This window comes from Methanobrevibacter sp., from assembly GCF_045539575.1.
Taxonomy (GTDB): Archaea; Methanobacteriota; Methanobacteria; order Methanobacteriales; family Methanobacteriaceae; genus Methanocatella.
Genome location: NZ_JAZQFM010000021.1, coordinates 36,427 through 50,623, shown reverse-complemented (window position 1 = coordinate 50,623; position 14,197 = coordinate 36,427). Strand labels below are relative to the sequence as shown.

At 35.0% G+C, this 14,197-nt stretch carries 12 protein-coding genes and 2 tRNA genes; 11 read left to right on the top strand and 3 right to left on the bottom strand.

The features are described from left to right. The coding region (locus tag ACKI30_RS02500; protein WP_407409612.1) for a DUF3990 domain-containing protein at positions 1-258 on the bottom strand (258 nt) is incomplete at its 3' end. A 246-nt stretch (positions 259-504) separates the two neighbouring features. On the opposite strand from ACKI30_RS02500, the gene ACKI30_RS02495 reads away from it, so the two are divergent. The 9 genes from ACKI30_RS02495 (at position 505) to ACKI30_RS02455 (ending at position 10,930) form a co-directional block, all read left to right on the top strand. After that, positions 505-3,756: a peptidoglycan-binding protein gene (locus ACKI30_RS02495; RefSeq protein ID WP_407409610.1), complete on the top strand. Its 3,252-nt coding sequence runs from the start codon at positions 505-507 to the stop codon at positions 3,754-3,756. Between the two features lie 402 nt (positions 3,757-4,158). Further along, a complete protein-coding gene (locus ACKI30_RS02490) occupies positions 4,159-5,880 on the top strand; it encodes an MATE family efflux transporter (protein WP_407409608.1) in 1,722 nt (573 codons plus the stop codon). A 331-nt stretch (positions 5,881-6,211) separates the two neighbouring features. Then, complete coding sequence (gene tes, locus ACKI30_RS02485; protein ID WP_407409607.1) at positions 6,212-7,708, top strand: tetraether lipid synthase Tes; 1,497 nt, start codon at positions 6,212-6,214, stop codon at positions 7,706-7,708. Between the two features lie 98 nt (positions 7,709-7,806). Next, entirely contained in the window at positions 7,807-8,292 is a 486-nt protein-coding gene (gene hacB / locus ACKI30_RS02480; protein ID WP_407409605.1) for a homoaconitase small subunit, read from the top strand. 22 nt (positions 8,293-8,314) lie between these two features. After that, a complete protein-coding gene (locus tag ACKI30_RS02475) occupies positions 8,315-8,947 on the top strand; it encodes an HVO_0476 family zinc finger protein (protein WP_292741263.1) in 633 nt (210 codons plus the stop codon). After that, positions 8,944-10,218, top strand: a complete 1,275-nt coding sequence (locus ACKI30_RS02470; protein WP_407409603.1) for a tRNA (N(6)-L-threonylcarbamoyladenosine(37)-C(2))-methylthiotransferase — start codon at positions 8,944-8,946, stop codon at positions 10,216-10,218. The genes ACKI30_RS02475 and ACKI30_RS02470 overlap by 4 nt, the downstream gene beginning before the upstream one ends. Before the next feature lie 206 nt (positions 10,219-10,424). Then, positions 10,425-10,625, top strand: coding sequence for a histone family protein (locus ACKI30_RS02465; protein ID WP_042691314.1), 201 nt, complete (start codon positions 10,425-10,427; stop codon positions 10,623-10,625). A gap of 157 nt (positions 10,626-10,782) precedes the next feature. Further along, positions 10,783-10,854 (top strand) — tRNA-Val (locus ACKI30_RS02460). A gap of 3 nt (positions 10,855-10,857) precedes the next feature. Further along, positions 10,858-10,930: transfer RNA gene (locus tag ACKI30_RS02455), tRNA-Phe, on the top strand. Between the two features lie 118 nt (positions 10,931-11,048). Here the strand turns inward: ACKI30_RS02455 and deoC are convergent. Beyond that, positions 11,049-11,786, bottom strand: a complete 738-nt coding sequence (gene deoC, locus ACKI30_RS02450) for a deoxyribose-phosphate aldolase (RefSeq protein WP_407409601.1) — start codon at positions 11,784-11,786, stop codon at positions 11,049-11,051. Between the two features lie 50 nt (positions 11,787-11,836). Further along, on the bottom strand, positions 11,837-13,501 hold the full coding sequence (locus ACKI30_RS02445; RefSeq protein WP_407409599.1) for a tRNA uridine(34) 5-carboxymethylaminomethyl modification radical SAM/GNAT enzyme Elp3: 1,665 nt from the start codon (positions 13,499-13,501) through the stop codon (positions 11,837-11,839). A gap of 104 nt (positions 13,502-13,605) precedes the next feature. On the opposite strand from ACKI30_RS02445, the gene ACKI30_RS02440 reads away from it, so the two are divergent. Beyond that, positions 13,606-13,884, top strand: coding sequence for a PRC-barrel domain-containing protein (locus ACKI30_RS02440; RefSeq protein WP_407409597.1), 279 nt, complete (start codon positions 13,606-13,608; stop codon positions 13,882-13,884). 16 nt (positions 13,885-13,900) lie between these two features. After that, positions 13,901-14,197, top strand: a complete 297-nt coding sequence (locus ACKI30_RS02435) for a DUF2098 domain-containing protein (protein WP_292741254.1) — start codon at positions 13,901-13,903, stop codon at positions 14,195-14,197.

Genomic DNA, 14,197 nt, shown 5'->3' with positions numbered 1-14,197 from the left:
ATGTGGAATTCCACTTCTACAAGCAATTATGAAATCTAACCATTCTTCAGTCATTTTTTCAAATTTTAGAGTTTTCAATGAATCATTAGGATAATACTCGTAAACATTGACAATACCTTCTCCAAATCGTGTTGCCCAACGGATTGCTTGTTGTTCCATAACTGTACAGTAAAATCCAAAGTAAAAATCTTTGTTGAATTTTTCAATTCTAATTTCAGGCTTTTCAACGATTACTGTGCTTCCATGATAAATTTCCATGAGTTTCAAGCCCCTTTATAAATCATTTTCAGTATAATTATTTGTTTTTATTAGTTAATAACTTTTTAGTTGGTAAAATTACAGTTTATCTGCCCCCGTTCTTCAAAATCGTTATATATTTATATATTGGTGGATAGATTTTTATTCATGTTTTAGAAGTTTTAAACAAAGGACATGTATTTTTATGATTGTTTGAATGAAATAAAACATTTTTTAGCATACAATTTTCAGGAGTTCAGGGAGAAAATGGAATACAAAAAAACAATAATCCTATTGGCGCTTGTTGTTTTTCTATTGAGCATTGCAGGTGTTAGTGCAAGTGAAATAGGGGATACTATAGCAAGTGAAAATGCAAATACAATCGAGTTATCCGCTGATAATGATATTGAGGATAATCTACAAACAAGTGAAGAAAACGAGGCATTGGCTTCAACTGATTATGATGAGGCTATTGCGCAAACTGATACTGAGGTATTGGGTGCGGATTCAGCTACATATTCTGATTTGGCCAATGAAATTAGCCAGCCAGGAAACATTACATTAACCCATAAAAACTATACTTACGATAAGGATGCAACAGCCATTGATATCAGTGAGGACAATAAAGTCATTGATGGTAACGGTGCAGTCATTGATATGACTGGATCAAACATCCGTGCATTTTATGTAAGTGCTTCTGGTGTAACAATTAAAAATCTAACCATTATAAATGCTAATTATGATGGTGATGGAGGAGCAATTTACTTTACTAGTTCAGGTACTGTGTCAAATTGTAATTTTGCTGATAACACTGCAACTGGAAGTGGTGGTGCAGTTTACTTCAATCGTGAGGGTGCTGTGACAAAGTGTAATTTTACTGATAACTATGCTTCTACTTATGGTGGTGCAGTTTTCTTCCAGAGTACTGGTAATGTGACAAATTGTAGTTTTACTGATAACAAAGCAACTGGAGATAATGGTTGTGGTGGTGCAGTTTACTTCTTGAATCCTGGTAATGTGACAAATTGTAATTTTACGGGCAACACTGCAACCTATTATGGTGGTGCTGTCAACATAGGTTTTGGTACTGTGTCAAATTGTAATTTTGCTGATAACACTGCATACTGTGGTGGTGCAGTTTACTTCTTTATTACTGGTACTGTGTCAAATTGTAATTTTACTGATAACACTGCAGGTGATTGGGGTGGTGCGATCATGTTTGTTAGTACTGGTACTGTGTCAAATTGTAATTTTACTGGCAATAATGCGACTACTGGTTCTGCAATTAACTTTTACAGTACATCATCCACTAAAACTGTTTTTAATTCTCGTTTCTTAAACAATAGGGCGAATGCAGAAGTTTTAGAAATAACTAAAAATGATAATAATATTACAATTACTTTCACAGGCGGGAATAACCTTTTAAATGCAATTTATTCTAGAAATGATACGAAAGTTACTTTTACCAATGTGACATATTGGGGAGCAAATGGAATTACAACAGTCAGTGCTACAATGGCTGGATCCAATAAGGCCACCGGCCAAAACATCACTGTCGGAGTAGTTGTTAATAACGAGCTTGTTTTAAGCGATGTTATGGACACAGATGAGAACGGTATGATTGTTTTAGACATTAGTGCAGATGATAATTATTACATAAGCGCTCGCCATGACGCAGATTCATACTACACTGAAGCTGAAACAACAATCTCAAACAACACTAAATTCAATGCGAATGTCACATCTCAAAAAACAACTAACAAGACAATAAATATCACTGCAGAATCCAATATTCCAAATGATGTTGTGAAAGGTAAATTACTATTTATATTACCAAACGGAACCCAAATCGATGCAACCTATGGTGCTAACGGTACATGGTGGGCAGAACATACCTTTGACACTTACGGCGAATATAACGTCAATGCAACCTATGTTGGACTGGATAATGTTACTGTCAACGATGGAACTATAACAATCAATAAAGTTAATTCAACAATATCCTTGGATAATATAGTTTTAGATTATGGCGAATCCACAAATGTCACTATAACAACTACTGGAGCTACTGGAATCACCGCTAAGATTGATGGTAATGACGTGACTGTTATTAATAATTATAATATTCAAATTTCAGGTTTAAAAGCAGGAAATCATACATTAACTGTCACAACAATCCCTGATGATGACCACAATCCTGTAACTGCAACATCTAAAATCACAGTAAACAAAGTGAAATCCACATTAACTGTTGACGATATTGTATTTGATTATGGAAGTGAAGGTTCTGGTAATGTTTCCTTCGCTGGTGCAAGTGAAGTCATCGCTAACGTTGTCAGTCAACCTAACGCTGTTGTTAGTGTAAATGGCAAAAAGATTACAGTTTCTGGTTTAGCCGCCGGAACTTATACTTTGAATGTCACTACCGTTCCTGATGAAAACCATACTGCCGTAACAGAAACCGCTACAATAACAGTCAATAAGGTTAATTCCACTTTAACATTGGATGATGTTGAGTTGGATTATGGTGAATCTATTAATGTTACTGTAAGTTGTGAAGGAGCAACAGGCATTGATGCTAAGATTGACGGTGTTAATGTAGCTGTTGATGCTTACACTATCTCAATTTCAGATTTAAGTGCAGGCACCCATACTTTAACTGTTGCAACTGTTCCTGATGAAAATCACACTGCAGTTACCAAAACCGCTACAATTACTGTAAATAAGGTTTCAACCAATCTGACTGCAGCTGGCGTAACTGCAACATATAAGGTCAACAAATACCTGGTTATTAAATTAACTGACGGTCAGGGCAATCCATTGGCAAATGCTACAGTGACTGTTGATTTAAACGGCGTTAAAAACTACACTACCGATGAAAACGGTCAAATCAAAATCAAAGTCAGCAACATGGTTCCAAAAACATACTCTGCAAAAATATCCTATGCGGGAAATGACAATTACATCGGATCCAATGTCACTGCCAAGGTTGTAGTCAAGAAGGCAACTCCAAAGATTACTGCAAGTGCTAAAACATTCAAGACTGCCACAAAAACCAAAAAATACACAATCACCTTAAAGGACAACACAGGAAAAGCAATCAAGAACGCTAAGGTCACCTTGAAAGTCAACGGCAAAACATACAAAGCCACCACAAACTCCAAAGGTAAGGCAACATTCAAGATTACAAAGCTTACCAAAAAAGGAACATTCAAGGCAACAATAACCTACACAGGAAACAAGTACTACAATAAAGTAACCAAAAAAGCAAACATTAAAGTCATTTCCTCCTGGAAAACAATATCCAAAGGCAGCAAGGACAAATCCACAGTCAGAGAGATTCAACAGGCATTAAAAAACCACGGATACTATCTCACAGCATATGGCCATTACCTGATGGTTGACGGTAAGTTCCAGAGCTGCACTGAAAGATCCGTCAAGGAATTCCAAAAGGACAAAGGACTCAAAGTAACGGGTAAAGTGGATGAAAATACAGCCAAAAAACTTGGATTAATTTAAAGATAGGGAATTTCAATTCCTTATTTTTTCTCTTTTTTTTAAATCATTTCACAGGCCAATTTAATTCATTGTCTGTACCATATAATTAAAACAAATTTCACAGCTATAATTTTAATAATTCAGTTTTAACATTAACTGTAAGGTTTTTAAAAATCAGGTTTTTCCCGTCATGCGCATATACATCAACTACTTTTCAAAAACAAGTTTCAAATAACAAAATGGCTGCCGTTAATGTCAGTCAGATTAGCCTTCAGCTATTTGAATAATCAATGTCAGTTTTAATTTAAATCAATGCTTGCGGGCCGAATTGTCCTTAAACTGCTCCTGCAATGATTCCGATTATTTAATAGGTTGTAAAATAAAGATTACATTTAAATATTAACAATATCTTAAAGAATAATAATGAATGAAAAAATTGACATGGTTTCACTACCTAAAAAATCTTTCTGGCATCTGAGTATACCCATAATTGCTTTTTGTATTTTTGATGCAATTTATGGTATTGTCGACTTGGCTTGGGTATCACAAATAAACGTTCACGCTTCTTTTGCAGTGAGTGTTTCAATACCTTTTGTTACTCTTATATTTTCATTCGGGGATTCGATAGGTCAGGGAGCCAATTCCATGATGTCCCGTTTTATGGGGGTGGACGATTATGAAAGCGCATACAATACGCTAATTCATGGAATCATTCTAACTAATATAATATGGATTTTAATAGTGCTCTGCGCTTTTTTCACTCAAGGAGTATTATATTCTGTAGATTCAGCCGACTCATATGTTTTGGTTTGGGATTATTTAATTCCGATTGTAACTTTTGCATATGTATTCATGTTTGTTAATTTTTTCTCTGAAACTTTACAGGCAGAGGGAAATTCAAGGATACCTACCCTATTCATGATAGCATCAAATGTTTTAAATATCATATTGGATCCTATATTTATTTTTAATCTTAATTTAGGAGTTAAAGGAGCATCATATGCTACTGTTTTATCCGCACTGATTCCATTCATCGTTTTTGTATCTCTATACTTATCAGGAAAAACAAAAATTCCTTTATCTATGAAATACTTTAAATTCCGCCCGTATATCATTGTTGAAATCTTAAAAGTTTCCCTTCCTAATTTCTTGGATGATGGATTATGGGCTTTCTCAGCATCATTTATTAATGGTATATTAATTGTGACAATGGGAGATATCGGACCGGTGCTTTATTCCGCATCAAATAAGCTTAAAACTTTATTGTCCGCACCTATTAAGGGTTACGGTAGAGCATTAATGAGTGTTACAGGACATTTATTCGGTGCACATGAATTCGATGAATTAAATGAAATGTATAAATACGCACTTAAAGTATCTTTTATGACAACAGTTGTAGTTATGATAGCATTCATACTCTTGCGTGAGTTTGCATTTAGCTTTTTTTCCATTACCGGAATGAAAACCGAAATATTTTGGATAGCAATTTTGGGAACAGTCATATTACTTTCAATTCCATTTTCCATTATCTCTTCAAAAATGTTGGACGGTTTTGGAAAAAGTATGTATTCACTGTTATTTACAGTTATAAAGATTCTATTGGAAACCGCTTTAATATATGTACTGAATATTTTGCTGGCTAATGGTAGTTGTGTCCTGATCGGAATAACTACTACTGAGATAATATTCGCGATTGTATATTATGTCTTTTTAAGATATTTATTCAAGAATTTTGATGAAAAATACGAAAATAAAGAGGTAGTTAAAACTTTCAAATCTGAAAAAGAAACTGCAAAAATCAAAGAAGGCGGAGTTGAAAAATATAAGACCCTGAAAAAAATACTGTTAAATATAGCATTGATAGTCATGACAATTGGTGTGATATATATTGTACTTTCACCTATTTCATTTAATAATTATCCTATATTTTTAACCGGGATAGCCAGTTTAGTTGTCTGTACAATCAGTATCTATCTTATAACAAAATTAAATAAACCTATACTTTCCTTATTAGGATTTATGATAGCTACTGCCGTGCTTTTCATATTTATGCACTGTTACGGCAATGAATCCATTCTTTGGTTTGTCATTGCTGAGATTTTAATAGTATTAATCATAATTCTATTGAATCTGAGGGGAGATTAGCCACACCTGATTAGCTACCTCAACTCAACTGATTGAGTTGAGATCTCTTAACAATATTGTGCAGGGATTCTCCGGCTTTTAACTCGGAGATGAATGCACTTTTAAATTGGCATGATGTTCAATTATTTGCATTGCTGTCCCTATTTTTATCGTATATTATAAATCAAAATGTATCTGCAAGGGAGTATGTTCAAACTAGAACTGCTCATTTCTAAGGAATTAGTGCTATTTTTAAATACCTTTAAATAGGATGTGTACTATAATTTAAATATTATATTACATTATGTAAGTTATACTAATGATTTCATATTGTTAGTAGAGGGTGATTTGTTTGAAAATTAAAGATACTAAAAGTTTATGCCCAGAGTGTGGAAAACCTCTTGAAGCAGAAGTTTATGATGAAGACGGAAAAATCCTCATCAAAAAAACTTGTGATGAACATGGAGAATTTATAAACACTTACTGGAGCGACGATAAATTATATGATAAGATGGAAAATTACATTCCATCAATTACTCATGTGGAAAATCCTTGTGTTGAGGATACAGGAGCATGCCCTTCCAATTGCGGATTATGTTCCAAACATGAAACTTCAACTGTACTGGGATTGATTGATGTTACCAACAGATGTAATTTAAGATGCCCTGTCTGTTTTGCTAATGCGGCTGTTGCAGGTTACAAATATGAACCTTCACAGGAAGAAATCAGACAGATGCTTAAGAATTTAAGGAATTTAAAACCTCATCCATGTCCTGCAATTCAATATGCCGGCGGTGAACCTACCGTAAGGAAAGACATTGTTGAACTTGTAAAAATGGCAAAAGAAGAAGGTTTCACTCACGTTCAAATTGCTACCAACGGTATCAGATTAGCTAAAAGGGAAAACTTGGCTAAGGAATTAAAAGCAGCTGGATTGAATACTGTTTATCTCGCATTTGACGGAGTTACTCCAGAGCCATACATCAACAATAGGGGTAGAGATTTACTTCCTGACAAACTTCAGGCAATTGAAAACTGTAGAAAAGCAGGATTAGGTGTTGTACTTGTTCCTACATTGGTTAAAGGAGTCAATGACCACCAAGTAGGAGATATCATTAAATTTGCATTTGACCACAGTGAAAACATTTACGGCGTTAACTTCCAGCCTGTTTCATTTGCAGGAAGAACTCCTTCAGAGCATGTGGAAGAACAAAGAATAACCATTCCTGACTTTGTCAATATTATTGAGGATGTAACTGACGGTCAGGTTCCTGTTGATGCATTTTATCCACCTTCATTTGTCGAACCTATTGCAGAATTCATTTCTCTGCTTGACGGTGAAGATTCCGCAAAAGTGACCTTGAACTGTCATGAACATTGTGGAATTGCAACCTATGTGTTCAGGGAAAAAACTGAAGGTTCAGGCAAAGACAAGCTGATTCCAATCACAGACTTTATTGATGTTGATGACTTGGCTGACAAATTAAAAGAATACAATGAAAAACTTAAAAAAGGTAAATTTGGTGCTCGTAAACGGGTTTTAGCTGGATTAACTGGAAATTTAACTAAAATGGTTCATACCAGCAGAACTCCTGAAGATTTGGACATTGTCAGAGTTTTAGTAAATGTATTTGCTAAAGGAGATTACGAAGCATTAGGAGACTTCTCAAAAGATGCAATGCTCATTTCATGTATGCACTTCATGGATCCATTCAATTTCGATGAAGACAGGGTTAAAAAATGTGTTATTCATTATGCAACCCCAGACGGCAGAATCATTCCATTCTGTACCATGAATTCAATGTATCGTGAAGGTGTGGAGCAAAAATTTGCACAACCGTTAAAATAAATTAATTTTCAAATCACCAACAACTTATTTTGTATTTGGGATGTCCCAAATACTTCAATATTTTTTTATAACTTATTTATTCTGATTTAGTGATAGAAATGGATATTATTAAAGGAAAAACATGGACTTTCGGCGAAAATATAGATACTGATGTAATTATTCCTGGAAGATATTTAAGAACATTCAACCCTCAGGATTTGGCAGACCACGTACTTGAAGGTGAACGTCCGGATTTCACAAAAAATGTTCAAAAGGGAGACATCATTGTAGCTGATGAAAACTTCGGTTGCGGCTCATCAAGAGAACAGGCACCGGTAGCTATCAAAACAGCTGGTGTTGATGCAATCATAGCCAAATCATTTGCAAGAATCTTTTACAGAAACGCCATTAATATAGGACTTCCGGTAATCGTATCAGATATTGAAGCCAAAGACGGCGATATAATAAGCATTGATTTGTCAGAAGGAATCATAATCAACGAAACAACTGATGAATCCGCCACATTTGAACCATTCAAGGAGTTCATGCTGGAAATTTTAGAAGATGGCGGGTTAGTCAATCATTATTTAAATGAAAAAGAATAATTCTTATATTTGAGGTATTAAAATGGATTGTCCGATTTGCGGTAGCGATGATTTGGAAGTTTTAAAATCAAAGCAGAAATCATCAAAGAAAAAATTAATTGAAGAGTATTTATTTAAATGTGAAGATTGCGGGCATGTTTTCAAGGATGTTGTCTCTTTGAAAAAGCCACAGCCATACAGGCTGATTATCTCAGAGCATGACAAGTCCCGCAAAACCACAATTGACCTTTTGCCTAGCGATGAGCTTGAAAAAGGTGATGTTTTACTTTCCGAGTTCGGTCAGGTTGAGGTAACAAGCATTGAAGTGGGAGATACAAGAGTAAACAAGGCAATTATTGAAGACATTGACACAATATGGGCAAACTCTATAGAGATTCCTGCACGTATCGGCTTTTCCGTTGACTTGCATGGGGAAGTTGATTCATATAAACTGGACCTTGAAAGGGATTTCGAAATAGCTCCAGGTGATGTTGTAAAAATCGATAAGCATATTGTTAAGGTCCATGTCGTTAAGACCCAGGAAAGAAAATTGACCTCTGGATTTGCAAAGGCAAACGTCATTACAAGGGTTTATTCAAAACCTGTCAAATTCAATAATTACGATTATGATTTGACCAAAAACATTTTCAAAAAAACTAAAAGTGGAAAAAAATGAAAGTATATATTCAAACTTACGGATGCACATTCAATAAGGCCGATGCACAAATCATGGCTGGCGTTTTAAACGAGAATGACATTGATATTGTGGACAGCATAGAAGAGGCAGACATTGTTATTGTCAATACATGTTATGTTAAACTGCCTACTGAAAACAAGGTCACATATCAAATCCAGCAGCTCCAGAAGAACTATCCTGACAAAAAGGTCATTGTAAGCGGATGCATGGTTGAAATAGATCCTGAAAAATTGGACAAGATTGGACCTAATGTTTCCTGGATCGGACCGCATCAGCTGAATAAGTCTGCGGATGTCGTTAATGCTACCTATTGCGGAGAGGTCGTAAGGGAATGCGGATTTTCAAAAGAAAGTAAAGTTTGTGTTCCAAAATTAACTGATGACAGTTTAATTCATATTATTCAAATTTGTGAAGGTTGTTTGGGAGCATGCACATTTTGCTGTACTCGTTTTGCACGTGGGCCTTTAAATAGCTATCCGATTGCGGATATTGTTGAAGAAGCAAGGCAAGCTATTGAAGACGGCGCATGTGAAATTCAGCTCACTGCCCAGGATACCGCAGCATTCGGTCGTGACAGTGGTGAGAAACTATCTGATTTAATCAAAGAAGTGGCTAATTTAGATGGAGATTTCCGTGTACGTGTTGGAATGATGCACCCTAAAAACATTTTAAACGATGTTGATGAAATAATCGATGCGATGAAACATCCGAAGGTATATAATTTTATACATTTACCTATTCAATCCGGAAGTGACAAGGTTTTATCCGAGATGAGGCGTGGTCACACCATTGAGCAGTATCTTGACATTGTATCAAAATTCAGGAGTGAAATTCCGGATTTGACACTGGCCGTTGACATTATTGTAGGTTATCCGACTGAAACCGATGATGATTTTGACCTGACAGTGGAATTGCTGAAAAATATCAAGCCAAGTCTGATTCACCTGTCAAAATATCAGCACAGGAAAGGTGCTATCTCATCTTCACTTCGTGAAATTCCTCGTGATGTGATGAAGAAACGATCAAAATTTTTATCTGAAATTAAATCCGAAATAACTGAAGAAGAAAACAAGTTGCTGGTTGGAACAACTCAAAAAGTATTGGTTCTTGAAGAGGGTTCTAAAGGAGGATTCATTGCAAAGACAGATTCATATATTCCAGTAATTGTTGATGATGTCGAGCTAGGTTCTTTTGTTGATGTCAAAATAACCGAAGCTACTGCAACTTATCTTAAGAGCGAATTATTGTAGAGAAATTTTTTTTTTATTTGTTTTTTTCTTATTTTCATATTTTCACTTAATTTTTATGCCTTAATTTTATATAGTATTAGTATTATTTATTGATTTTGAAAAGCATATTATAATAAGTGATGTATCATAATATAGGCGATTTTTATTCATTTTTACCGATACCTTTATATACTATTGTATACTATCTTTTAATTGGAGGTGTAATAATGAGTGAATTACCAATCGCACCAGTCGGTCGTATCTTAAAAAATGCTGGCGCACAAAGAATTAGTGACGATGCAAAAATTGCATTAGCTGAAGCATTAGAAGAAAAAGGTGACGAAATCGCACAAAAAGCTGTAAATTTCGCACGCCACGCTGGTAGAAAAACTGTAAAAGCTGAAGATATCAAATTAGCAATCAAATAGATTTTCTAATTAGTTATTTTCAACAAACGCTTTATATAAAAATCTATTGGCCATTTCTTTGGTCAATTTTTTTTTATTTTTAAAATTTTACCACTTGTTCTATTAATTTAAGAAAAGTTTATATAGTACTTTTTTCATAATAATATAATGTTGTATAGGACCGGTGGTCTAGGGGTATGATTCCTCTTTGACGTGGAGGAGATCACGAGTTCGAATCTCGTTCGGTCCATATGCCATGTTAGTTCAGATGGGAGAACGCTAGACTGAAGATCTAGATGTCGCTGGTTCAAGTCCGGCACATGGCATTCTTTTTACTAATTTTTAAGATTTTTTCAAAATAAGATAATTTTAGCATTATTTTTTAAAGTTTTTTTTTGATGATGGTTTTATAAAAAAAATTTGGTGATTAAATGGACAGTCCATCTAATCTTTTTTGGTTAAGGTAATCGGTTTTGGGGTTACTTGTGTATTTTCTCTTAAATCTTTATATCTTTTAACGATTTCGTAACCTAAATCACTGCCAATTTTATCTGCTCCGCCAGTTAAAACTTGGTTTGCAGTTTTGTAATCATTTATGCCACCAAAGGTTTCAATTTTAATTTTTGGTGCATGTTTTTGGAAGATATTTATATCATTAACATTTTCAAAGATATGGTTTGGAGTCATGAATCCTGTTGCGGTTTTTACATAATCAGCTCCTGCTTTTTCGGCAGCTTTAGCGGCATTTGCCTTTTCATAATCTTCCAGTGCTTTGGTTTCAATGACTACTTTTAAAATCCTATCTCCAATAGCATCCTTGATCTGTTTGATTTCATTTTCGATTAATGGGTATTTTTCATCTTTCAAGTGGCTTAAGTTGAGAACTACTTCGATTTCATCTGCTCCCTTTTCAACTAAAGTAGTTGCTTCAGCTTTTTTTGTGTCGCTGTCTTCAAATCCTAATGGAAAACCAACAACACTTCCAATATTAATATCGGTTTCACCTAAAATTTCTTTTGCTAATGGAACGTATGTTGGGGATACAACTACTGAATTGAAGTTCAATTCCTTTGCCTTTTCGAGAAATTCTTTCATTTCGTCTTCAGTAATCATATTGTTCAAGTTTGTATAGTTTATACAACTTGCTAATTCTTTTGAATTTTTAATATTATAACCTACCATATTACCACTCTCTTAATTGTTAGTATATATACGAACATATATAAATATTTTCATATTAATTTTTTCTTCATGTACGGTCCAACTTTTTCATATCCGAATTTGCGATAGTAATTTCTGGATCCGATTCCGCTGATGATTGCAACTTCATCATAGCCGTTTTCAACGGATAACTCTTCAGCTTCTTTTAGGAGCCTTTCGCCAAATCCTGTGTGCTGGCCGATACTCGGATTCTTACCTCCGATTTTAATCATGTTTCCGTAAACGTGCAGCTCTCTTACAAGGGAGGTTGTGTCTGTAATCTCATCTCTGAAATGATTTTTTGATGGGAAACGCAGTCTTAAAAATCCTGCAATGCTTTCCTCATTAACGTCTTCAATGGATAAAAAGTGCTCGATACCCTCACATGCGGTATAGGTTTCCCTGAACAGGTCGTAGTCATCTAAACCATATTCTCTTGATGTTTTTTTATGGCCTATCTCACGGCATCTTATGCATTGGCAGTCAACATGCTTCTCTTCCAGTTTTTTGTAGACAAGCTCTCCCAAGTTGGATTTTTTAACTCCCGCTTCAATTAATGTTGCAGGAATGTCCCTTTGTATTCTCATTGTTCTAACCCATTTGGGAAGAATTTCCTTGACCTTTGCGATTAGCTCCACAGCCTCCTCGTCAGTATATGGAGCATATTTGCCTTCTACCCACAAATCGTATAATTCGCTGCCTTTGGTTACAAGGCAAGGATAAATCTTGAGCATGTCCGGCTTGAAGTTTTCATCACTGAACAGCTGCTTGAACATTTTTAAATCCTGCTTTTCGTCTACAAACAATCCAGGCATCATGTGCATTGCCACTTTAATCGCAGAATCCCTTAAAAGCTGATTGGATTCAACAACATCAGCAATGGTATGGCCTCTTTTGATTTTTTTGTATAATTCATCGGATAATGTCTGAACTCCAAGTTCCACTCTGGTAACGCCAAAATCCAGCATTCTGTTGATGTGGTCCTTTTTACAGTAATCAGGACGGGTTTCAAATGTCATACCCACACATCTTACCTTGGAATTTTCATTTGCATTTTGAACGTCACTGATTAAAACGTAATCGTTTGGAGGATATGTTTTAAGAACACCCTCTTCAAATCCTCTTATTTCGTCACGGTCCATGTTGTATTCAAAATTATTTGGCTTGTTTTCAATAATCAGTCCAAAGTCTGTCATTGCCTTTAGGCATTGTGATACGAACCATTCCTGATAGCACAGGTCTCTTGACGGGAATGTCCCTCCCATGATGATCAGTTCAACCTTATCGATTGGATGTCCAATCTGCTTAAGCTGCTTTAGTCTGTTGAAACATTGGACATATGGGTGGAAATCATACATTCTTCCCCTGAGCGCCGCCGGCTCTTCTCCGGTATAGCTTGGAGGGGCAATTTCACTTTCCGGACAATAAAAGCATCTTCCGTGAGGGCATTTGTGAGGATGGCACATCACTGCAACTATTGCCACACCGGACATTGTTCTTGTTGGCTTTTTCTTTAGAATGCCTGAAACCAGTTCCTTTTCTTCAGACTTTGCATATTTCAGGATATCCGCATTGCTCATGAATTTTGATAATTTCAAGTCTCGGCAAAGTTGTCTCTTTTCAACTTCAAGGTCACGTCGAGTAGATATTTTTCCACTTAATATATTTTCAATAATTATTCGACATGCATTTTCCATTTTTTTTCTCCATATGATTAAATAGTTAATTTTATATGATGGTTTAATTTAAATATTTAATGATTTATAATATTATATAATCAATAAATTAAAAGGTGAAAATCATGAAAATTAAAGAATTTTTAGGTTGTACCGTTTTAGATAAAAATGCATATGAAGTAGGTAAAGTGGACAATATTGATTTCGATCCAGAAACCGGTAAAATTGAAAAAATCACTTTAACTTTACAAAAAAACATCTTCTCCAAAGATGAACTTGAAATTGACTTTGACGATGTAGCTACCATTGGTGCTTATGTTATTTTAAACAAAGAAATTCCAAAAGAAGAAGAAGCAGAAACTGTTGAAGCTACCATCGAAGTTGAAGAAGACGAAGAAGAATAAACATATGGGTAATACTATGGCTTTTGATGCAAGAGATAAAGAGATAACTCTTGACTCATATGTCAGATATGTCGATACAGGCACAATCGGTAAGGTTTTAGATATTAAGACAACTGATGGAGTTGATTGGGTCAAAATCGACAAAACAAGCTTATGGTATCGTGCAAAATTAGTTGAATTGCTTGATGAAAAAGATTTAAAAGAAAAATCCGACAAATCAGGTAAGGAACTCGATATCGAAGAACTTAAAGAAAAAGCATCCAGATTTGAAGACATGCAAATGGATTCAAACGTTGCTGAAGGTGGAGGTTAA

Excerpts from the sequence above, each read along its gene's own strand:
- deoC (WP_407409601.1), bottom strand. The coding sequence starts at position 11,786 with ATGGTAGGTTATAATATTAAAAATTCAAAAGAATTAGCAAGTTGTATA.
- ACKI30_RS02440 (WP_407409597.1), top strand. The coding sequence starts at position 13,606 with ATGAAAATTAAAGAATTTTTAGGTTGTACCGTTTTAGATAAAAATGCA.
- ACKI30_RS02445 (WP_407409599.1), bottom strand. The coding sequence starts at position 13,501 with ATGGAAAATGCATGTCGAATAATTATTGAAAATATATTAAGTGGAAAA.
- ACKI30_RS02470 (WP_407409603.1), top strand. The coding sequence starts at position 8,944 with ATGAAAGTATATATTCAAACTTACGGATGCACATTCAATAAGGCCGAT.
- ACKI30_RS02465 (WP_042691314.1), top strand. The coding sequence starts at position 10,425 with ATGAGTGAATTACCAATCGCACCAGTCGGTCGTATCTTAAAAAATGCT.
- ACKI30_RS02495 (WP_407409610.1), top strand. The coding sequence starts at position 505 with ATGGAATACAAAAAAACAATAATCCTATTGGCGCTTGTTGTTTTTCTA.
- hacB (WP_407409605.1), top strand. The coding sequence starts at position 7,807 with ATGGATATTATTAAAGGAAAAACATGGACTTTCGGCGAAAATATAGAT.
- ACKI30_RS02475 (WP_292741263.1), top strand. The coding sequence starts at position 8,315 with ATGGATTGTCCGATTTGCGGTAGCGATGATTTGGAAGTTTTAAAATCA.
- ACKI30_RS02435 (WP_292741254.1), top strand. The coding sequence starts at position 13,901 with ATGGCTTTTGATGCAAGAGATAAAGAGATAACTCTTGACTCATATGTC.
- ACKI30_RS02490 (WP_407409608.1), top strand. The coding sequence starts at position 4,159 with ATGAATGAAAAAATTGACATGGTTTCACTACCTAAAAAATCTTTCTGG.